This is a genomic window from Amphritea sp. (assembly GCF_050300915.1).
Classification (GTDB): Bacteria; Pseudomonadota; Gammaproteobacteria; order Pseudomonadales; family Balneatricaceae; genus Amphritea.
The window spans coordinates 1-21,458 of the sequence record NZ_JBNKYN010000078.1; the positions used below are offsets into that span (position 1 = coordinate 1).

17 protein-coding genes are annotated in these 21,458 nt (G+C 51.9%); 11 read left to right on the forward strand and 6 right to left on the reverse strand.

Annotation, left to right across the window (positions count from 1 at the left end):
* The 3 genes from ACQY8X_RS16960 to ACQY8X_RS16970 all read right to left on the reverse strand — a co-directional run.
* The coding region (locus ACQY8X_RS16960; RefSeq protein ID WP_428036324.1) for a carbohydrate ABC transporter permease at positions 1-772 on the reverse strand (772 nt) is incomplete at its 3' end.
* Between the two features lie 78 nt (positions 773-850).
* Positions 851-2,086, reverse strand: coding sequence for an extracellular solute-binding protein (locus tag ACQY8X_RS16965; protein ID WP_428036325.1), 1,236 nt, complete (start codon positions 2,084-2,086; stop codon positions 851-853).
* 78 nt (positions 2,087-2,164) lie between these two features.
* A complete protein-coding gene (locus tag ACQY8X_RS16970) occupies positions 2,165-3,175 on the reverse strand; it encodes a LacI family DNA-binding transcriptional regulator (protein ID WP_428036326.1) in 1,011 nt (336 codons plus the stop codon).
* Between the two features lie 453 nt (positions 3,176-3,628).
* On the opposite strand from ACQY8X_RS16970, the gene ACQY8X_RS16975 reads away from it, so the two are divergent.
* Complete coding sequence (locus tag ACQY8X_RS16975; protein ID WP_428036327.1) at positions 3,629-4,699, forward strand: LacI family DNA-binding transcriptional regulator; 1,071 nt, start codon at positions 3,629-3,631, stop codon at positions 4,697-4,699.
* Between the two features lie 182 nt (positions 4,700-4,881).
* Here the strand turns inward: ACQY8X_RS16975 and ACQY8X_RS16980 are convergent, their stop codons facing one another.
* Positions 4,882-5,850, reverse strand: coding sequence for a carbohydrate porin (locus ACQY8X_RS16980; RefSeq protein WP_428036328.1), 969 nt, complete (start codon positions 5,848-5,850; stop codon positions 4,882-4,884).
* A gap of 529 nt (positions 5,851-6,379) precedes the next feature.
* On the opposite strand from ACQY8X_RS16980, the gene pgi reads away from it, so the two are divergent.
* Entirely contained in the window at positions 6,380-8,011 is a 1,632-nt protein-coding gene (gene pgi / locus ACQY8X_RS16985) for a glucose-6-phosphate isomerase (protein WP_428036329.1), read from the forward strand.
* Positions 8,012-8,188: 177 nt separating this feature from the next.
* Here the strand turns inward: pgi and ACQY8X_RS16990 are convergent, their stop codons facing one another.
* Together ACQY8X_RS16990 and edd are read right to left on the reverse strand one after the other, a co-directional pair.
* Positions 8,189-9,151, reverse strand: coding sequence for a glucokinase (locus tag ACQY8X_RS16990; RefSeq protein ID WP_428036330.1), 963 nt, complete (start codon positions 9,149-9,151; stop codon positions 8,189-8,191).
* Complete coding sequence (edd, locus tag ACQY8X_RS16995; RefSeq protein WP_428036331.1) at positions 9,152-10,978, reverse strand: phosphogluconate dehydratase; 1,827 nt, start codon at positions 10,976-10,978, stop codon at positions 9,152-9,154.
* A 188-nt stretch (positions 10,979-11,166) separates the two neighbouring features.
* Between edd and gap the strand changes: the two genes are divergently transcribed.
* From gap to ACQY8X_RS17040, 9 genes are all read left to right on the forward strand, one after another.
* Positions 11,167-12,171 carry a type I glyceraldehyde-3-phosphate dehydrogenase gene (gene gap, locus ACQY8X_RS17000; RefSeq protein ID WP_428036332.1) on the forward strand — a complete coding sequence of 335 codons (1,005 nt, stop codon included), beginning with the start codon at positions 11,167-11,169 and terminating at the stop codon, positions 12,169-12,171.
* Between the two features lie 13 nt (positions 12,172-12,184).
* The gene (gene pyk / locus ACQY8X_RS17005) at positions 12,185-13,618 is read left to right on the forward strand and encodes a pyruvate kinase (RefSeq protein ID WP_428036333.1); all 1,434 of its coding nucleotides are present in this window, start codon (positions 12,185-12,187) and stop codon (positions 13,616-13,618) included.
* Between the two features lie 211 nt (positions 13,619-13,829).
* Positions 13,830-15,125, forward strand: a complete 1,296-nt coding sequence (gene eno, locus ACQY8X_RS17010; protein ID WP_428036334.1) for a phosphopyruvate hydratase — start codon at positions 13,830-13,832, stop codon at positions 15,123-15,125.
* A 162-nt stretch (positions 15,126-15,287) separates the two neighbouring features.
* Positions 15,288-16,253 carry a carbohydrate kinase family protein gene (locus tag ACQY8X_RS17015; protein WP_428036335.1) on the forward strand — a complete coding sequence of 322 codons (966 nt, stop codon included), beginning with the start codon at positions 15,288-15,290 and terminating at the stop codon, positions 16,251-16,253.
* A gap of 331 nt (positions 16,254-16,584) precedes the next feature.
* The gene (locus ACQY8X_RS17020; protein ID WP_428036336.1) at positions 16,585-17,544 is read left to right on the forward strand and encodes a carbohydrate porin; all 960 of its coding nucleotides are present in this window, start codon (positions 16,585-16,587) and stop codon (positions 17,542-17,544) included.
* Positions 17,545-17,999: 455 nt separating this feature from the next.
* On the forward strand, positions 18,000-19,022 hold the full coding sequence (locus tag ACQY8X_RS17025) for a sugar ABC transporter substrate-binding protein (protein ID WP_428036337.1): 1,023 nt from the start codon (positions 18,000-18,002) through the stop codon (positions 19,020-19,022).
* A gap of 76 nt (positions 19,023-19,098) precedes the next feature.
* Entirely contained in the window at positions 19,099-20,178 is a 1,080-nt protein-coding gene (locus ACQY8X_RS17030; RefSeq protein WP_428036338.1) for an ABC transporter permease, read from the forward strand.
* A gap of 2 nt (positions 20,179-20,180) precedes the next feature.
* Positions 20,181-20,978 (forward strand): ATP-binding cassette domain-containing protein, encoded by a 798-nt coding sequence (locus tag ACQY8X_RS17035; RefSeq protein ID WP_428036339.1) that lies wholly within the window; start codon positions 20,181-20,183, stop codon positions 20,976-20,978.
* A gap of 57 nt (positions 20,979-21,035) precedes the next feature.
* On the forward strand, positions 21,036-21,458 hold a 423-nt coding region (locus ACQY8X_RS17040), incomplete at its 3' end, for a shikimate dehydrogenase family protein (RefSeq protein WP_428036340.1).

The window sequence follows — 21,458 nt, forward strand, 5'->3', positions numbered from 1 at the left end:
GCATCTGCACACCGGCCGCCTGCCAGGCAGACATCAGTACAATAGAGGGCATTGCCCAGTCCGGATCGCCCAGCCAGTCAACCGGACCGATCAGTCCAAACGACATCGCATTCAGATAGTGATTAAATAACCCTAAATCTTTGTGATACAGGAAGCTCCAGACGATCGACACCACCACAATCGATGTCACCACCGGCGAGAAAAATACCGTTCGAAACAGAAAGATTCCCCGAAGTTTCTGATTAATCAGCAGCGCTAATCCAAGGGCGGTACCACACTGAATGGGGACCACCAGAATGACAAACAGTAACGTATTGATAATGGACTGGATAAAGCTCGGATCCTTCGCCAGAAGAACCACCCGTTTATCGCCAAAAGACCAGTGGGTGAACTCCTTAAACTCTTTATATTCAGGGTTCTTACGCAGCACTGAACGCAATCTTGGATAGACCAGCTCACCCTCGGCGGTCCGTTGCAGATGGTTATCTGCGTCAGAAACCGGCTCCTGCACCAACCAGCTAACATTTAACAAGCGGTCGTAATTACGTAACCCAACCCACTCTGTCGCATTAGGCGACAACAAACGCTGATCGGTAAACGACATCCCCAGTGCCATTAAAAACGGCAGAACCATAAACATAAACAGACCCAGCAAAGCCGGAGCACTCATAAGAAAAACATAACGCTTTCTCGGTGGGCGGCGGGTCTCGGCAGGCCGACCGGATGACACGGTTAGCGTGTCGCTACTGTTTACAGACGTATTAGCATTCATACAGATTTCTCGCTGCTTCACTATCAGACTGTTACTGCCCTCTTTTACAGAGCACAATAACAGTCTGGAAAGACCGGTTTACTGAGTAAAACCGTAGCCTTTATTGTCAGAAATGTTGCGCTCGATAGTATCGACCGCTTCATCCAGGGCATCCTGCACATCAGCACCATCTTTTATATTCCGCGCCATTTTTTCGAAGGTGCTGGAAATGATTGGGTAGGCTGGGGTCGCCGGACGCAATACAGCAAACGCAGCTGAAAAATCGTAGAAAAAACGCCAGTCGCCGCTAACCTGATAATGGTCAGTCAGCTCTGCGGCTTCCGGTGAGGAGGGAATCATCCCCGTTGCCTCTGACATAGCGGCGATCTCTTCAGGCTGCAGCATAAAGTCAACGAATGCAGCGGCACCTTCCGGGTTCGCACATGACTGGGCAATACCCCACTGCCATGAACCGCCACCGATAACCGGGCCACCACCAAAATCAGGCACCGGCATCACAACCAGGTCATCGCCCCAGCGCTCAGAGTGATTTGCCATCTCCCAGCTACCAACGTAATCCAGCGCAGCGCGGCCCTGCACAAAGGCTTTGTCATCACTGGGGTTACGATCAACATACTCTTTGTCAAACAGGCTTTGGAAGAAGGTGCCCCAGGCCAGGCCGGCCTTACCGTTGAGCACCCCTTCAGAGCTGACGTAGTTGTCACGATTGATCTGGTCTGCACCAAAACTCTGCAGCATCGGTGCATAACCATAGGAGTACCATTCACCGGTCCAGCCGGTACGCATCGCCAGCGGATACTGGAACTCACCGGATGCTTTCAGTTTAGCCAGGGCATCCAGCAGTTCCGCCTTAGTCCACGGCTGCACATAGGTGGCCTGACGCAGGTTATATTTCTCAAGAATCGATTTACGGGTAAACAGCGCCAGCGCGACATCGAACTGACCGACAGAATAGACTTTGCCTTTGTATGTGCCTTTCGCACCGCCAATCAGGCCATCAAGCGCATCCTGAGAAAGCAGACCTTCAAGGGGACGCAGATAACCTGACCATGCAAAGTTAGGTACAACCGGCTGATCCATATCCAGGATGCAGGGCAGATCTCCTGCCAGTGCAGCAGCGGTTACCGTCTGAGTATATGAACCCTCGGGAATCATCTCTGCAGTAATATGCCATTTGGTTTGCGACTGATTAAAACGATCTATTGTCGCCTTGTTGACTTCGATCTCCTTAATATTACTCGTCTCATGACGCCACAGCTTGATTTCAGAGGTCGCAGCCATAACGCTGCTAACACCAAATGTCAACGTTGTCATTATTGCGCAAGACAAAAGAGAGATGTTCATTCTTTTCATGTTTTGACCCTTATTGTTATTTTATCTTGATTATAAGCACTAATTTTTCAGCAAATGAGACTGCCGCTCAATAACCGAAAACGGGATCAACCGGGTGACAACATCGTCCCCCTGATTGAAAATACTGTTCATCGCCGCCTGCCCCATCTCAAAATGTGGCAATGCCATGGTCGTTAGCCCGGGCGACAATCCTGGCGCGATCATACGCTGGTTATCAAAACTGGTGATCGCGATATCTCTGCCGACCTGCAAGCCGCGTTTGGCAAACTCAAAGTAGGCCTGCATGGCAAATTCATCTTTCCCACAGACAAAGGCGGTTGGCTGATGAGTCAGTTTCAACAACTCTGCAACCGCTTTTTCAACACTGGCACTATCCTCAGCTTCGTCAAAGCGTGACTCGCCCTGCACAATCAACTGCGGATCATACGCAATCCCTGCCTCGGCGAGCGCCTTGCGATAACCCTCCAGTCGCTTTACCGAAGCGATAATATCCGGATTCAGAGTAATATGCCCAATGCGTTTATGGCCCTGTTCAAGCAGCAGCCGCGTAGCATCATAACCAGCCTGAACTTCGTCAGGAATAAAAGTGGTGAGTGTTTCGTTTTCCGCATAGCAGTTCACTAACACAGATGGCACCTGCAACATCTCCTGCGGCACCTGCACCTCTTTATGGTAATAGCTCGCATAGACCAGAGCTTCTACCCGTCGCTCCAGCAACATATCAATAGCTCGCTGCCTGCCAATACGATCATTTTCAATGTTAACCACCATTAAAACCTTATCATGCTGACTCGCCACCTCCTGAGCCCCGATCAACAGGTCTCCGGCATAGGGCTGAGTCACCACTTCATCGGAGATAAAACCGATAACACCCGACTGCTGATTACGCATCATGCGAGCGGCCCGGTTAGGTCTGTAGTTCAAAGCAGCGATCGCTTCCTGCACCCGGGCACGGGTTTCTTCACGCACATTAGGGTCGTTATTCACCACCCTGGAAACGGTTTTGAAAGAAACTCCGGCCTGCTTCGCCACCTGTTTAATGGATACCATCAATCTATGACCATCTATTGACAACGTTGTCAAATACTAGATCGGAGCCATTGAGTTGTCAATATTGTTTGAGTATTATTCACCTCAATGATTAGATTTTTTTAACTAAAGGCCAAAGCAGAGTTAAACTGCAAATGCTGGCAGGGATTGTTTTTTAACCCGACAATGGCTTTTCAAACGACCAAATGAGCCTGACTAAAAAACTGTCGCGTTAAGTAAAAGAAATAAAATCAATATTAAACAATAAGTTAATAAATTTACTTCTGTTTCAGAGAAGCCAGTGGCGGCAGACAAGTATGACCTGATATCAGATAACTCATATCGCTCCATCTCTTAAGCCATATAACAATAAGAATGCACCCATTATGAAACTGATTGCTTATTTAAAATGTTTCACCCATGAAACATTACAGAGAGAACCTCTGACAGCTCTTCACTGCGGAGGCTCAGGCTATGATCGCTGACAGCAAAAAAACACCCCGCCCCACTATCCGGGATGCAGCTAATCATATAGGTGTCTCTACAGCGACTATTTCGAATGCATTCAATCATCCGGATCAACTCTCACCGGAGCTGCGCGAACGTATCTTAACTGAGTGCCAGCAACTGGGATATCGCAGCTCTGGCTCCCCCCGTAAAGCAGATTGCAGCGGCAGCCAGGGGGTGATTGGCATAGTTTTGCCAGATTGCCTCAGCTATAACCTGAACGACAGTGTTGCCAATCAATTCCTCAACGGCGTTACCACCGAGCTGGAAAATCAGCATCTGAGCATGCTGATGATCCACTCCCGGGAGCTATCCACTACCAACCAGGTGCGCCGGTTACAATCAACCGTCGATGGCTTTATTGTCTACGGCCATATTGAGGACGACGCCATTTTTGATCAGCTCACGCTGCAAAGCAAAAAACTGATTGCCGTCGACTGCGCTATGGGGGATCACAGCAGCATCGCCAGTGACAATTTCGGCGGCGCGTTCAACAGCGCAGATCTGGCACTGCAGCACTCTCCACAATACCCCGCCATACTGGGATTACGCATCATCAATTCCAAGCATGTGTGTCGTGTTTACAACGATAACGATCTGTTCAGCAACACCATCTCTGTCGCTGCACTTCGCCTGCAGGGATACCGTCAGGCACTGAGTGAGCACAATGTGGTTTTGCCCAATGAGCGACTCTGGCATATCCCGGATAACACGGAAGCTTCAGCCCTGCTTGCCGTGCGTGAAGCGCTGCACTGCACCCCCCGGCCGGATGCCCTTTTTTGTATGACCGACACCTATGCATTAACCGCCATAAAAGAGGCAACCCGTATGGGAATCAGGATTCCACAAGAGCTTAAAATAATAGGTTTTGATGGTGTCCCCGAATCACTTACCAGCTCCCCCTCACTGACAACCGTTAAGCAGGATAACTTTGCCAAAGGTGAGATTGCAGCAAGCCTGTTTACAAAACCAACCCCTCCCCGCGAAACAATACTGCCAACTGAGCTGCTTATCCGCGAAAGCTGCCCCATGCCCTGATCCAGATATAAAAAAACCGACAGGCATCAGAGATCTCTGTCGGCAAATGGCACAGAAGCTTATGGGTTAGCGCTGTCAGCAGCCGCCAGTCCATCAACTCCTCAGGTGAATCAGTCCCGGCGAGATGACACAATGGGAAGGGGTTCCATTGCATCAAACCGCCAGGGGGATAACATCAGTGCTTAAAACGTATAGTTTAAGCGCACCCGCAGCGCGGTCGTTTCATCATCAGTGACATTATCAGCTGACGAGAAAGAGCCTGCAAAGGTAACCGTTGCACCTTCGATATCCAGCAACGGAACGCTGTACGCCAGATAAGCGGTAGTGACGTTAGGATCGGTATTGCTGCCCTGATCAACATCTGAACGAATGACACCGGCACCGAAGTTACCGTAAACCATGTTGGCAATGTATGAGGTGACCTTTTCGTCACTGTTTTCATCTTTTGAGCGGGCAGCGGCGATATTGATGTTAGCTGCACCCAGATCAAAGTTAGTGCCGATACCGAAACCACTTTTATCCTGAGTACCACCAGCGGTCAGATCATATTTAACTTTCTCATAGCCCGCAAACAGGCTGAAACCCTCGGTACTCCAGGTGATAGAAGGGCGTACGCCGGAAACCGCGGTCGTGTCATCACCCGAAGCATTCTCATCACCAAAAATGGTTGCCAGCTCAAACTTAACATTGTCGTTTGCATTGTAGTGCAATGCGAACTGACCACCGCCATCACCGATACGACCACGTACCATATTGGCTTCATAGACGCTCACACCGCCCGCATGAACAATCAGGGTATCTTTTGCTTTCGGGAACAGGTTTACCGCTTCAAAGCGCCCGGCCTGCAGATCCCAGGTTTTTGAGCCGAACTGAACATAGGCGTCATCAACAGAGGTTGTGCCATCAACGGTGAGCAGCACGGTCCCTTTTGCCTGAACAAAATATTCGCCTTTTTCACGACGGGAAAGCACGTTGACCTCGACCCGACCATTCTGATCATAAGTCGTATCTGCGGCTGCAGTATCGGTAGCATCAGTATCCAGTTCGAGGTTAGCATTGAAATCGGTACCGGCCATGCCCTGACTGGACAAAGCCACCAGAATAGCCGCTCCAAGCATCGACTTTACAAACTTTTTCTTATTGTAATTCACTTCATACTTCTCCGTCTTTTTTTTATAGGTAACCGGAAATAAAGTATTAACTTCCGGTTATCACTGGAAGATAAAATATTCAGGATCAATAAATCCTTCGACAGATATTATGAAAACGAATGGCAGCCGCAATAAAAACCATCTAAACACTGCGTCTTAAATATCTAAAACGTTCTAAACACTTACTAAAACGATAAAAAATTTAGTAAACATACAACGTTTCCATAAAAACCAGCATCCGCATACAGACGGATAGAACGAAGAAGTGCAGAGCCTCCCCCACCATTCAAGGCTCACGCACAAACAGAATGCTTACATAATAATTTTGTTTTTATTACCTATAAATAGTGATATATTTTCCATTAAATTGCATTTTTATACGTTATATTACTATACATATTGGCTAGCAGTAGCTCCCCGGTGTTACCGGCCCAACCTCTCTGCTACCAGATATGAGATCGACAACATCATAAAAAGACAGCGTTAGCAGCGCCTTGAATCAAGGCTAACAATAAAAAGAGAGATATTTATGTATCAACTCAGTTCTTCAGTCACCTGGAAAAAACTTGTTAAACTGGCTGAAAAAAACAGCAACGATAAAATTGCAGATTATTTTAAAAACGACCCTGAACGTTTTAATAAAATGAGCCTTCAGCTGGGAGAAATATTTCTTGATTACTCGAAAAACAAGATCAGCGATGAAACACTTAAAACCTTAATCACACTGGCAGATCACTCCCCCCTTCATCAGCGCCGTGCGCAGATGTTTTCCGGTGATATTATCAACGTAACGGAGAAACGGCCGGTATTGCATACAGCACTGCGCAACCGGGGTGAAGAGCCGGTGGTCGTCAACGGTGAGGATGTTATGCCTGCCATTCGCGCCAGCCTGAAAAAACTGGAAACGTTCAGCAACAAGGTCAGAAGCGGTGAGTGGAAAGGGTTTAGTAGCAAACGGATCCGCAGTATCGTCAACATCGGTATCGGTGGTTCCGATCTGGGCCCCAATATGGTGTGCCGTGCGCTGCTAAACTACAAGCATCCTGAGCTGAGTTTTCACTTTATATCCAACGTTGATGGGCAGCACATTAAAAAAGTACTGACCAGCCTTGACCCCGAAACCACCCTGTTTATCGTTTCTACCAAAACCTTCTCCACTCAGGAAACACTGCTGAATGCCAGTACCGCACGGCGCTGGTTTATTGACAACACTGGTCAGTCTGACATCGGCCAGCACTTTGTTGCCCTGTCGACCAATCAGGCGGCAGCGATGGAGTTTGGTATCCGCCGGGAAAACATCTTCGAGTTCTGGGCCTGGGTGGGTGGGCGTTACTCCCTCTGGTCAAGCATCGGTCTGGCAATTGCCCTGTCCATCGGTTACGACCGTTTTATCGAGTTGCTGGAGGGGGCTTACGAAATGGATCGCCATTTTGTTGAAGCTCCCCTGATCAAAAATATGCCGGTACTGATGGCCCTGATCGGTATCTGGAATATAAACTTCCTGGGGGCCGAAACCCAGGCTATCATCCCTTACGATCAGGCCCTGCACCAGCTTCCGGCATTTCTGCAACAGCTGGATATGGAAAGTAATGGCAAGTCGGTGGATATGGAGGGTCATCCGGTCGACTTTGCAACCGGTCCCATTGTCTGGGGCCAGACCGGCTCCAATGGTCAGCACGCCTTTTTCCAGCTGCTTCACCAGGGTACACGCTTCGTGCCGATCGATTTTATCGCCTCCCTTGAGCCCGACGAGAAAACCGCAGAGCACCACTTTGCCCTGCTCACCAATATGCTCGCCCAGGCCAACGCGTTTATGAATGGAGATCAGCAGGAAGGGATCCTCGACTATCAGACCTGCCCGGGTAATCGTCCCAGTAACACCCTGCTGCTGGATCGGTTAACACCCCATAATCTGGGCGCGCTGATCGCCCTGTATGAGCATAAGGTGTTTGTGCAGGGGGCGATCTGGAATATCAACTCATTCGATCAGTGGGGAGTACAACTGGGTAAGCGCCTGGCGACTGAGATCAGCCGTAATATTGAGCTGAAGAGTTCTGAGTATGACCCATCAACTCAGGGGCTGATGAATATTGTACGTAGTAAAATGGGGACTAAACAGCCAGCGAAACCCGCTCCAAAGCGAGCGAAGCAAAGCTCTTAAGTAAGCCTCTTAAGCAAGCCTCTTAAGCAAGGCTCCTGAAGCACCAAAAACTGCACGTTAGCAGCTTTAAAATGGTAAAACCGACGGGCCTGTATGGCCCGTCTTCTATCAGCGCTGTCCGTTACTGACTAGCTGCAAGTCAGCCAGGCCCAGATCTGCAGATTACTATCTAACAACTCAGCCGGTCACTTCACTGTTATCCAGTGCCGCCGCACCCAACAACCCGGGATTCTCTGCGGTACAGAGCCAGACCGGAACCGCCTGCATGTAATCCGTAAAACGCCCTTTGTCTTCAAAGGCCCGCCAGAACTCACTCTGAAGGAAAAACTCCGCCACTCTCGGCAATATTCCACCACAGAGATAAACACCTCCCCGGGCCCCCAGCGTTAATACGTTATCACCCGCCACGCCCCCCAGAATACGACAAAACCGGCTTAGCGCCTCTACCGCAACAGGATCGCTTCCCTCTACCGCAGCAATACTCACGGCTGCGGGCGATTGACAGACGATCTCGCTTCCCCGCCGTTCTGATAAAATCTGATACAGATTCAGCAACCCCTGGCCGCAGAGAATCCGCTCAACCGAGACCCGGCCAAAACGGGTGACCAGCGCTCGCCACAGATCAATCTCAACGTCGTCTGCAGGGGCAAAACTGATATGACCTCCCTCCGTTGATAAGGGGATCCAGTCATCATTGGCTTTGACTAATCCGGATACACCCAGCCCGGTTCCCGGGCCGATGACCAGTCGCGCCGCCCCCTCAAGAGACTGACCAACACCCACCTGAATCTTATCATCCTCACCGATGTGCAGCATCCCCAGCGCCATCGCGGTAAAGTCATTCACCAGTTTCAGCTGCTTCAGGCCAAGCTGCTCTGCCAGACCTGTGCGGCTAAAGTGCCAGTGATTGTTGGTCATGTTAATCACTTCACCCTGCACCGGACAGGCAAACGCCAGACAGGCCCGTTCAATTCCGGCGATACCGACACGGCTGAAATAGGCGCTGCATGCCGCATCAATATTGTCATACTCAGAACATTGCAGGGTATCCACATGCTCTAACACCACGGAGCCAGGCCGGACCAATGCAAAACGGGCATTAGTGCCACCGATGTCACCAACGAGTGCGTACTGGGTCATTCACTTTATTCCGGAAAAATTAAAAACAGTTGCGCCCTCTTCAGCGCAGTTAACCTGGTCGCGCATCGGCGCAAACAACTCACGCCCCATCCCATGATGATGTTGTGCCGCAGAAGCTGGCATCGTCTGGCCACGGGATAACCAGGATGAATCTTCAGCGATTAGTTCCAGAGTGCCGGTGGTCGCATCAACCCGGATCAGATCACCATCGGCCACCTGCGCCAACGGCCCACCCAGACTGGCTTCTGGCCAGACGTGGATCGCAGCCGGTACTTTACCCGATGCGCCGGACATCCGTCCATCGGTCACCAGCGCCACCTTAAAGCCTCTGTCCTGAAGTGTACCTAAAAAGGGCGTCAGCTTGTGTAACTCAGGCATACCATTGGACTTTGGCCCCTGATAACGCACCACGGCAACAAAATCACGCTCCAGCTCACCGCGCTCGAAGGCCGCACCGATCTCATTCTGATCTTCAAACACAATCGCCGGGGCTTCCACAACTTGATGTTCAGGTGCAACGGCAGACACTTTAATCACACCGCGGCCGAGATTACCCTGCATCAGTTTCAACCCACCATTCGGGCTGAAGGGTTGCTCCACAGTACTCAGCACAGCAGGATCCAGCGATTCCTGCACCCCTTCGCGCCATACCAGCTTGCCATTCTCGAAGAAGGGCTCCTGAGTGTAGCGTGACAACCCCTGGCCCACGACGGTCATAACATCTTCATGCAGATAGCCGCCAGCCAACAGTTCACGCACCAGATAAGCAACTCCACCCGCCGCCTGAAAGTGATTGATATCCGCTTCACCGTTGGGATAAACCTTCGCCAGCAGTGGTACGACAGCAGACAGGTCAGAGAAATCATCCCAGTTAATAATCACCCCAGCTGCCCGGGCGATCGCGATCAGGTGCATGGTATGGTTAGTGGAGCCGCCGGTCGCCAGCAAAGCAACCACCGCATTCACCAGAGAGCGTTCATCAACAATTTTATACAGCGGTGTGAACTCGCCGTTCTGAGCCGTCAGACGCACAGCCTGCCTGGCCGCCTCACGGGTCAGCGCTTCACGCATCTCAGTACCCGGATTAACAAAAGAGGAACCCGGCAGATGCAGCCCCATCACCTCAACCACCATCTGGTTGCTATTCGCGGTGCCATAAAAGGTGCAGGTCCCGGCGCTGTGGTAGGAATCAGATTCACACTGCAGCAACGCATCACGGCCCACCTTCCCTTCGGCATAGAGCTGGCGAATCTTAGCTTTCTCCTTATTCGGCAAACCGCTGGGCATGGGGCCTGCTGGCACAAACAGCGTTGGCAGATGGCCAAATCGTAATGCCCCGATAAGCAAGCCGGGCACGATTTTATCGCAGACACCAAGATAGAGCGCCGCATCAAACATATTGTGCGACAGGCCCACCGCCGTCGCCATCGCGATCACATCGCGGCTGAACAGACTCAGCTCCATACCGGGTTGTCCCTGGGTGACACCATCACACATAGCGGGCACCCCCCCGGCAAACTGTGCCACAGACCCCAGCTCATGCACCGCTTCACGAATCTGATCGGGAAACGCTTCAAACGGCTGATGGGCAGACAACATGTCGTTATATGACGAAATAATGCCAACATTCACCGCGTTAACCATTTTCAGTGCCTGCTTATCATCAGCCCCGCAGGCCGCAAAACCGTGTGCCAGATTACCGCAGGATAGACGAGCCCGGTGTACACCCCTCTCTTCTGCGCCTTTCATCTGGCGTAAATAGTCTTCGCGGGTTGCCCGGCTGCGCGCAATGATTCGATCTGTAACCTGCTTAACAACGGTGTGCATAGTAACTCCTGAGCTTCTCTTTGGTCAGACGCAAACTAAGTATAAAGCCTGCAACCTAACCTCTGTTCGATATCTTTTATTTTGGTAAGTTTACTAATTTATTTTTCAAAGCTCCATTGATTTTTACATAAAACTACGTAATATTAGCAACAAATAACACTTACAACGTCAGTACCGAGGTATATTCAATGACAATTCGCGTCGCAATCAACGGATTTGGCCGCATCGGCCGCAATGTGCTCCGGGCACTTTATGAAAATAACTACCGCGATAAAATTCAGGTGGTCGCCATCAATGACCTGGGCGACGCCACTATCAACGCCCACCTGTTTAAGTATGACACCGTTCATGGTCGTTTTTCCGGCGAGGTCGATCATACCGCAGAAAGTATTATAGTTAACGGCGATAACATCTCTATCAGTGCCGTTCGCAACCCTGCAGAGCTTCCCTGGAAAGAACTGAACATCGATGTTGTATATGAGTGTACTGGGCTGTTCACCGAGCGTGCTCAAGCCGCGCAACATATCTCTGCCGGGGCACGTAAAGTGATTATCTCTGCCCCCGGTAAAAACGTTGATGCCACCGTGGTCTATGGCGTCAATGATCAGATTTTGCGTCAGTCTCACGAAGTGATTTCAAATGCATCCTGCACCACCAACTGCCTGGCACCGGTAGCTCAGGTTTTGCAACAGCAGATCGGCATAGAAAGCGGCCTGATGACCACTATTCACTCCTATACCAATGATCAGAACCTGTCCGATGTCTATCACTCTGATCTCTATCGGGCACGGTCTGCCACTCAGTCAATGATTCCGACTAAAACCGGCGCAGCAGCAGCGGTCGGCCTGGTGCTGCCCGGACTGGCCGGCAAAATTGATGGCATGGCGGTACGGGTGCCTACCATTAACGTATCTCTGGTCGACCTGAGTTTTATCGCCGAACGGCAAACCAGCGTCGCTGAAGTCAACCAACTGCTTGCCAACGCTGCCGCCCACTCAGCGGTGCTGGGTTATAACGAAGCTCCGCTGGTGTCAGTTGACTTCAACCATAACCCGCTTTCCTCAATCTTCGATGCCTCTCAAACCAAGGTATCCGGACGACTGGTAAAAGTGATGTCCTGGTATGACAACGAGTGGGGGTTCTCCAACCGTATGCTGGATAACACGCTGGCCCTGATGCACGCGCCAGCCTGAGGAAATGATGAACATGTTGAGACGTACTAAGATAATTGCCACGCTGGGACCTGCAACCAGCAGTGAAGAGCAACTCGAAAAATTGATTCTCGCAGGGGCTGATGTCGTGCGCCTCAACTTCTCCCATGGCGAAGCGGAAGACCACCGTCAACGCGCCGAACTGGTACGTAAACTGTCCAGAAAGCACGGCCGGTTTGTTTCTATTCTCGGTGACCTGCAGGGCCCGAAAATACGTATCTCTCGCTTTGTTGAGCAAAAAGTTAAGCTAAAAATCGGTCAGCCATTTACTCTGGATGCCACACTGGATCGTGATGCTGGTGATGTCACCCGGGTGGGACTTGATTACAAAGCACTGATAGAAGATGCCCGCGTGGGCGACATTCTGCTGCTGGATGACGGCCGTATCGAATTAAAAGTGACTGAAACGTTCGAAAACAAGCTGAATACCGAGGTGCTGGTTGGCGGCTGGCTGTCCAATAACAAGGGGATTAACCGCTTAGGCGGCGGCCTCTCGGCAAAGGCGCTCACCGATAAAGACAAAGACGATATTAAAACCGCTGCCGCTATTGGGGTGGACTACGTGGCAGTATCATTCCCCCGGGATGCCGCTGATATGCACGAAGCAAGAGCTTTGCTCGAAGCCGCAGGATCATCTGCAGGACTGGTCGCTAAGATTGAGCGGGCTGAAACCGTCGCCGACCCTGAAGTACTGGACGATATTATCCGCGCCTCAGAAGCGGTGATGGTGGCCCGGGGCGACCTGGCGGTAGAGATTGGTGATGCCGAACTGATCGCGGTACAGAAACATATCATCGCCCGTGCCCGCACCCTGAATACCGTCGTGATCACCGCCACCCAGATGATGGAATCAATGATCAGCAGCCCCATGCCAACCCGGGCAGAGGTATCGGATGTTGCCAACGCAGTATTGGATTATACCGACGCGGTGATGCTGTCGGCAGAAACTGCCGCCGGTGACTATCCAACAGAGACCGTTCAGGCGATGAACCGTGTTTGTCTGGGTGCAGAGCGTCATCCATCATCGAAACGATCAAAGCACCGGATCAATGAAGATTTCCACAACATCGATGAAACCATTGCGCTGTCTGCAATCTATGCGGCCAACCACCTGGTAGGCATTAAAGCGATCATCAGCATGACCGAGTCCGGCGCTACCCCCCAACTGATGTCGCGCTTACGCACCTCAGTGCCGATCTTCGCCCTGTCAGGCCGCGAAGATACCCAATACCGGGTCGGCTTATATCGTGGCGTATACACCATCCCCTTTTATGCCGAACAGTATGATCCCGAAGAGATTAACAGCAAAGCGATTCAGGAACTGCAGGAACGCAAAATTGTGGCACCAGGCGATATGGTTATTATCACCAAAGGTGATTACCTCAACGCCCAGGGTGGCACCAACACGATGAAGGTAGTCCGGGTTTAGCGATACGGATTTATCACTGGTAAACACTTGTTCGCGGAATGGCCTGAGCATCTGCAAAGGCCCTTAGGGGACACCTGGTTTATCTAACCGGGTGATCCCTTTTTTTCACGTGGGACGGCTTACCTATTGCTATTTTTGTTTACAAACCCGCAGTCAATATTTTCGATACAAACAATAAAACTAACAACAAATGTCTGAGGAGACCCTTAAAATGACCAGTATCATCGAGAAGATAGTTGCACGGGAGATCCTCGACTCCCGGGGTAACCCAACCGTTGAAGCCGAGGTGATACTGGCCTCAGGTGTAACCGGCGTCGCTTGTGCGCCCTCAGGGGCAAGTACCGGCTCAAGAGAAGCACTGGAGTTGAGAGATGGCGATAAAAGCCGTTACAACGGCAAAGGAGTTTTAACCGCTGTTGATAATATCAACGCAAAGATCGCCGTTGTGCTCAAAGGTTTTGACGCCCGTCATCAGCGGGCGCTGGATCAGGCGCTGATCGAGATGGACAACAGCGAAAACAAATCTAACCTTGGTGCCAACGCGATGCTGGCGGTTTCTCTGGCCGCGGCAAAAGCCGCCGCAGCGGATCAGCACCGTCCTCTCTATGCCCACATCGCCTCTCTTTATGGACAGCCTGGCGTATTCAGCATGCCTCTGCCGATGATGAACATCATCAATGGTGGCGAGCATGCCGACAACACGGTTGATATTCAGGAGTTTATGATTCAGCCGGTCTCTGCCCCCACTTTTCGTGAAGGCTTACGCATGGGCGCTGAGGTATTCCACTCTCTCAAGAAAGTACTTCAGGCGCGGGGACTGAGTACTGCCGTGGGTGATGAGGGTGGTTTTGCGCCGGACCTGAAAAGCAACGAGGAAGCGCTGATCGTGATTCGTGAAGCGGTTGAACAGGCAGGCTACACACTGGGAACAGACTTCACTCTGGCACTGGACTGTGCCGCGTCTGAGTTTTACCGTGATGGCGAGTATCAGCTCAGCGGCGAAGGTAAGTCATTCAGTTCAGAGGGTTTCAGCGATTACCTGGCCGAACTGACTCAACACTATCCGATTGTATCAATTGAAGATGGTCTGGATGAATCCGACTGGGAAGGCTGGGCTTACCTGACAGAGAAACTGGGTAGTGAAGTTCAACTGGTAGGTGATGATCTGTTCGTCACCAATACGCAGATACTTCAGCGCGGTATCAATCAGAAGATCGGCAACTCAATCCTGATCAAGTTTAATCAGATCGGCACCCTGAGTGAAACCCTTGATGCGATCAGAATGGCGCAGGATGCAGGCTATCGCGCGATCATCTCCCATCGCTCAGGCGAAACGGAAGATACCACCATCGCCGACCTGGCCGTTGGCACCTGTGCCGGACAGATTAAAACCGGTTCTCTCTGCCGTTCAGACCGGGTGGCCAAATACAACCGTCTGTTGCGTATCGAAGAAGCGCTTCAGGAGGCAGCCCCTTATCGTGGTCGTGGCGAGATTTTCGCACAATAACCGGGATTCATGATTCAGCGATAACTGGTTACAATTGTTAACGGGCGTTAACCCATCAGACATCGCCGGTTAACGCATTCGCTTTTAAATAGAGCCATTATACTCAGGGGAGTGGAGCCATTTTTTTTGCCCCCTCCCTAATAACCGTTCAGGAACACAACCATGCTAAAGGTCATCTCTTTTGGCGAAGCTCTGGTCGACATGCTCTCTAACCGGGTCAGTGAAAACCAGTCTGACGAGATTGAGCAGTTTGCGAAATACCCCGGAGGTGCCCCCGCCAATGTCGCGGCGGCCGTAGGAAAATTAGGCGGCAACAGTTACATGGCCGGTAAAATCGGCACCGATATGTTTGGTGTCTTTATGCGTCAGTCATTGCATGAAGCGGGCGTGAATAGCGATTACCTGCTGAATACCGATGCAGCCAACACCGCACTGGCGTTTGTTTCACTGGACGCAGAGGGCGAGCGCAGCTTCACTTTTTACCGTAACCCCTCTGCCGATATGCTGTTTACTGCGGACGAATTTGAGGATCACTGGTTTGCAGATGCGGGCATCTTTCACTTCTGCTCCAATACTCTGACGGCAAGCGGCATCAAAGAGGCCACGCTGAGCGGGATAGATAAAGCCAAAGCAGCAGGCTTTCTCATCAGTTTTGATGTCAACCTGCGCAGCAACTTATGGCCTGCGGGCAGCGATCCGGCTGCCCCTATCTGGCAGGCCCTGGCGCTGGCCGATCTCGTTAAACTGAGTCAGGAAGAGATGAACTTTCTCGCCGCCAGCACCTCACAGGATGAGGTGCTGCAACGATTACTGGACAGCGGTGTATCACTGGTACTGCTGACCGATGGCGGCAACCCTTTGCGTTACTTCAGCACACAGAACGCCGGAACAGTCACGCCACCCCGCGTCTCTATGGTGGACAGCACCGCTGCAGGTGATGCATTTATTGGTGGATTTATCTATCAGCTTGCCGCAATGGACTGTCTGCCTGGTGACCTGAATACACTGCTGAACACGCCGGACAGACTAGAGCAAGCACTGCGGTTCGCCTCCCATTGCGGTGCCTACGCGGTATCCCATAAGGGAGCCTTCACCTCACTGCCCGGTATAGACGACCTGCAACTATAAACGGCGGTACTCTGATAGCAGATCAGAGGCAGGCAGATCAACGCGTCCCAAAAGGCCCTGATTGCACTCATTCGATCAGGGCCTTTTTTTGTCTGCAAGCCCACCCTCTGATAACAGTTATCGCTTGCCGACAGGCAATCTCATACCGGGCCACACTAAAATTTTTATCAAGCATTTCAATTATTAACAGGGCTCTGAATGAATAAAATCAGAGGTTAACCCTACACCTCTTCAATAGCAGTCAGCGTATCGCAGGAGATCAGACTTGTCCTGATGAGCTCGGCCTGCGACACGCTGATCTGAAAATAATAAAACGAAAAGGTGAATCACGTTGAAAACGTCCATTTTATTAACCTCTGCGGCTATTGGCTGCCTATTAGCCGGTACAGCGCAGGCACAGCTCGTATTTGATGCCAATCTTGAGCTCGATACCGATGCGATTGATACCGCAACCTCCTCCACAACCTATGACCAGAACGGTTTTGTCGAACTGAATGTCGCCTCAAAACGTGAAAACGGCGAGTACTTCGTTGCGGCCAAAGGCGGCGTGCGGCTGACCACCGATGGCGATAAAAATGTGGTGGTGCGTGATGCCTATATTCAGCTGGGCAACAACAGCTGGGATGCGCAGATCGGCCGCTTCGAGGCGATCAATCTATTCCCTCTGGGTAAAGACACCCTGATTGCCCATGCCGGTGGTGTATCGGTTTACGAGGCAAACAAAGTGCGCGGTTTTGCCGGTGACGATGGGGGTCAGATCGCCCTGCACTTTAAAGCCTCAGACAGCCTGAAGTTTGAACTGGATACCCTCTATGGTGATGATGACACCGCCGGTGATAATGGTACCGCCGTATCCGGTTACCGCCCTTCTGTTACCTGGAGCGCTGACGCTTTCAGCCTGACGGCAGGTTTTGAACGTGTAAAGTACGACCTGACCGCGGGCGGCAATGTCGATCAGACCGGTTATGCATTAACGGCTAACTTTGATCTGTCCGGCTCCAACGTCAACATCTCTGCTTCCCGTCTGGAAGATGACAACACCGATCAGACAGTCAACTCCTATGCGGCGAACTTCACCTACGGCAATCTGGGTGCGGGTATCATCCGCTCTGACGAGGATAACGCCACCGGTCCTGACCCTGATGTGACCACCAGCTATATCGCTTACTCAGTACCCCTGTTTGGTATTCCAGAAGCAACCGTCACTTTCGCCGGGTCCTACTCCAGTGCATCGAATGTGGTGGACGATGAAACCACCGCAGCCCGGGTTCGGTTCAACTACACCTTTTAACTGAGCCTTTGAAAATCCCATTTTCATAGCTCATATAAACAGGGCCTGACCTTCGCATCCAACTCCCTCCCCTTCGGAAGACTGCATTTAATACGGTCAGTGAAACCGGAACTCAATTCCGTGGGTGCCGGTTTTTTTGTTTAAACCAGAGATCCACTATTCATCCCTGATCACGCCTGAAACAGGCAGATTCAGCTACAAGAGCCTACTCATCCAAAACCGGTCTTTTCATAGTAAGGCCCCCTCAGAGTTCAGTTCGGAAGCGCAATATTTCAATTGTTAACACGATGATCCACTCTCGACATTCCCCATTAATTCCCCTCCTTTTAAATAGACACTGAGATTCATCAGAGCAGCGTCATTCATAACCTTGCTCATAAGGACTGATGAACAACGGATTCAGAATCCACCGTTTCAAGACAACCAGAAAGATAAAAATAAAAGGAAAGTACGCCATGAATAAGAAATCAGTTGTTCAAGCTATGATGCTGGCCACCGCCCTGTCTGCGCCTTTCGCCATGGCAGCCGACAAACCTGTCGTAGGCCTGATCACTAAAACCAATACCAATCCATTCTTCGTCAAAATGCGTGAGGGCGCGCAACAGAAAGCCGATGCGATGGGTGTTGATCTGCGCACTTTTTCCGGCAAGTTTGATGGTGACAATCAGTCTCAGGTTCAGGCAGTAGAAAACCTGATCGCATCCGGCGCTAAAGGGATTCTGATTACCCCAAGTGACCCCGCAGGTATCGTACCCGCTATTGAGCGTGCCCGTGAAGCCGGTCTTCTTGTGATTGCGCTGGACACGCCACTGAGCCCTGCAACCGCAGCAGATGCCACCTTTGCCACCGATAACTTTAAAGCGGGTGAGATGATCGGTCAGTGGGCGGCCGCAACCCTGGGTGATAAAGCAGCAACGGCTAAAATAGCGATGCTGGACCTGAACAGCAGCCAGATAACGGTCGATGTTGCCCGTGATCAGGGCTTCCTGAAAGGCTTCGGTATCGACCTGAATGACCCAAACCGTATCGGCGATGAAACCGACCCACGCATTGTCGGTAACGATGTCACCAGCGGTGCTGAGGAAGGGGGTCGCCGGGCGATGGAAAATATGCTGCAGAAAGATCCCGAAATCAATGTGGTCTACACCATCAATGAACCGGCGGCCGCGGGCGCGTATGAAGCGCTTAAGTCTGCTGGCCGCGCCGATGATGTGCTGATCGTCTCTGTTGATGGCGGCTGCCCCGGTGTTGAGAACGTCAAAGACGGCGTAATCGGTGCTACCTCGATGCAGTTCCCGCTGCGCATGGCGTCAATGGGCGTTGATGCCATCCTCAAATTCGCCCAGACCGGCGAAAAACCTCAGACCACTGAGGGACTGGATTTCGTCAATACCGGCGTTGAGCTGATTACCGATAAGCCTGTCAGTGATATCGATGCCAGGAGTTCATCTGAAGGTCTGTCTATGTGCTGGGGCTAAGCCCGGACAGTTAAGTACAACACAACAGCAGGGTAGCCATACCCTGCTGGCTATCAGGTAATACCAGGAGAACCCCATGGCTGACTCAAGCACACTCAAAACAACACAGACAGCTGATCACGAGTTGGTCGCCGCTTCTGCAGGTGGAGAAGTAGCCTCATTTGAAAAAGAGACACTGTCGTTTGTTGAGAAGACTCACCGCTTTTTCCATGCAAATCCAACGGCGGCCCCCGCCATCGTATTGTTACTCGCCGTGATCGCGTTCAGCATTATTATCGGTGACCGTTTTCTGCACCCCTTCAATATGTCGCTGATTCTTCAGCAGGTAACCATCATCGGTATTCTGGGTATCGCCCAGACACTGATTATTCTCACCGCCGGTATCGACCTGTCGGTAGGTGCCATCATGGTACTCACCTCCGTTATCATGGGTAAGATGGCGATCGACGTCGGTCTGCCCCCCGAGATAGCCCTGCTGGCCGGTATCGCTACCGGCGCCATCGCCGGTTACATCAACGGCATACTGGTCACCCTGTTCCGCCTGCCCCCCTTTATCGTCACCCTGGGCACTTGGAACATCTTCTTTGCCCTGAACCTGTGGTATTCCAAAAGCGAAACCATCCGCTCTCAGGCCATTGAACAAACCGCACCGCTACTACACTGGACCGGACACACCATCGAGCTGTTCGGAGCCAAACTGACTTACGGCTCACTTTTGATGCTCGCGCTGTTTGCGCTGATCTGGTACGCCCTCAACTGGACCGCCTGGGGCAAGCATGTCTATGCCACCGGTGATGATCCGGGCGCCGCCAGTCTGGCAGGCATCCGTACCAACCGTATCCTGATGTCGGTTTATATCGTCGCCGGAGCGATCTGCGCCATCGGCGCCTGGGCACTGATCGGCCGCATCGGGTCGGTCAGCCCACAAGCGGGCATGACCGCCAACCTCGACAGTATCACCGCCGTGGTGATCGGCGGCTGTAGCCTGTTCGGGGGTCGGGGATCAATCTTCGGCACACTTATCGGCGCCCTGGTGGTTGGGGTGTTTCGTAACGGTCTGGCGCTGGCTGGAGTCGATGTACTCTGGCAGGAGTTTACCGTCGGCCTGCTCATCATTGTTGCCGTTGGCATGGACCAGTGGATTCGGAAGGTATAATCATGAATAACAGTAAAGCTACAGTATTACAGGCACGTGGACTGGTTAAACGTTATGGTCATGTTACCGCCCTGGATGGCGCAGATTTCGACCTTTATCCAGGTGAAATTCTGGCCGTCATCGGTGATAACGGAGCCGGTAAATCGTCTCTGATCAAAGCCTTGTCCGGTGCGCTGGTGCCCGACCGGGGCACCGTCAAACTGGATAATGAGACGGTGAACTTCAAAAGCCCGATGGATGCCCGCAATGCCGGTATCGAAACCGTCTACCAGAACCTCGCCGTCGCCCCTTCGCTGGATATCGCCGATAACCTCTACCTCGGCCGTGAACAACTGCGGCCAGGTATTCTGGGTAAGGTGTTCCGTATGCTGGATAAGAAAGCGATGCACGATAATGCCCGGCAGAAGCTCTCCGATCTGGGGTTGTTAACCATCCAGAATATTAACCAGGCGGTGGAAACCCTGTCCGGCGGTCAGCGCCAGGGGGTGGCCGTGGCCCGCTCGGCGGCCTTCGCCAAGCATGTAGTGATTATGGATGAGCCCACCGCGGCGCTGGGGGTAAAAGAATCCCGCCGGGTGCTGAATCTGATCAAAGATGTACGCGACCGGGGCCTGTCTGTGGTCTTGATCAGCCACAACATGCCCCATGTATTTGAAGTGGCCGACCGCATCCATATCCACCGGCTGGGCAAACGCCATGCGGTGATCAAACCGGACACCCACACCATGTCAGAAGCGGTGGCGATTATGACCGGAGCGATGGACCCTCATGAACATGCCGCAGGCGCATTCGCAGTCTGAACAAAGTAAAGCTTTGGCCCTGACTCAACATCAGGGCCTTTTTTTTGGGGAAAGCCAATGAAGATCAATTTTCTCAGCAATCTGACCGGTTCATTTGCCATGCCGGCGATGGAGAACCCCACCGTCGCCATGGTTGAAGCCGCTTATCAGCACCACCAGCTCGACTGGCGCTATATCAACTGCGAAGTGTCACCGGAACACCTTAAAGACGCAGTTCTGGGTGCCCGGGCGATGGGCTGGGCGGGCTTTAACTGTTCAATCCCCCACAAAGTAGCAGTGATCGAACATCTGGATGGACTGGGACAGTCGGCAGAGATTATCGGCGCCGTCAACACCATAGTGCGCAGTGCCAGCGGCGAATATATTGGCGAAAACACCGACGGCCGGGGGTTCGTTACCGCCCTGACAGAGGTGACCGATCCGCGGGGAACGCAGGTGGTTTTGTTTGGCGCGGGTGGCGCAGCCCGTGCTGTCGCGGTG

Bases quoted from the DNA above. Each gene is read 5' to 3' on its own strand.
- ACQY8X_RS16965 (WP_428036325.1), bottom strand. From the start codon at position 2,086: ATGACAACGTTGACATTTGGTGTTAGCAGCGTTATGGCTGCGACCTCT.
- ACQY8X_RS16970 (WP_428036326.1), bottom strand. From the start codon at position 3,175: ATGGTATCCATTAAACAGGTGGCGAAGCAGGCCGGAGTTTCTTTCAAA.
- ACQY8X_RS16975 (WP_428036327.1), top strand. From the start codon at position 3,629: ATGATCGCTGACAGCAAAAAAACACCCCGCCCCACTATCCGGGATGCA.
- pgi (WP_428036329.1), top strand. From the start codon at position 6,380: ATGTATCAACTCAGTTCTTCAGTCACCTGGAAAAAACTTGTTAAACTG.
- ACQY8X_RS16990 (WP_428036330.1), bottom strand. From the start codon at position 9,151: ATGACCCAGTACGCACTCGTTGGTGACATCGGTGGCACTAATGCCCGT.
- edd (WP_428036331.1), bottom strand. From the start codon at position 10,978: ATGCACACCGTTGTTAAGCAGGTTACAGATCGAATCATTGCGCGCAGC.
- gap (WP_428036332.1), top strand. From the start codon at position 11,167: ATGACAATTCGCGTCGCAATCAACGGATTTGGCCGCATCGGCCGCAAT.
- pyk (WP_428036333.1), top strand. From the start codon at position 12,185: ATGTTGAGACGTACTAAGATAATTGCCACGCTGGGACCTGCAACCAGC.
- eno (WP_428036334.1), top strand. From the start codon at position 13,830: ATGACCAGTATCATCGAGAAGATAGTTGCACGGGAGATCCTCGACTCC.
- ACQY8X_RS17015 (WP_428036335.1), top strand. From the start codon at position 15,288: ATGCTAAAGGTCATCTCTTTTGGCGAAGCTCTGGTCGACATGCTCTCT.
- ACQY8X_RS17025 (WP_428036337.1), top strand. From the start codon at position 18,000: ATGAATAAGAAATCAGTTGTTCAAGCTATGATGCTGGCCACCGCCCTG.
- ACQY8X_RS17030 (WP_428036338.1), top strand. From the start codon at position 19,099: ATGGCTGACTCAAGCACACTCAAAACAACACAGACAGCTGATCACGAG.
- ACQY8X_RS17035 (WP_428036339.1), top strand. From the start codon at position 20,181: ATGAATAACAGTAAAGCTACAGTATTACAGGCACGTGGACTGGTTAAA.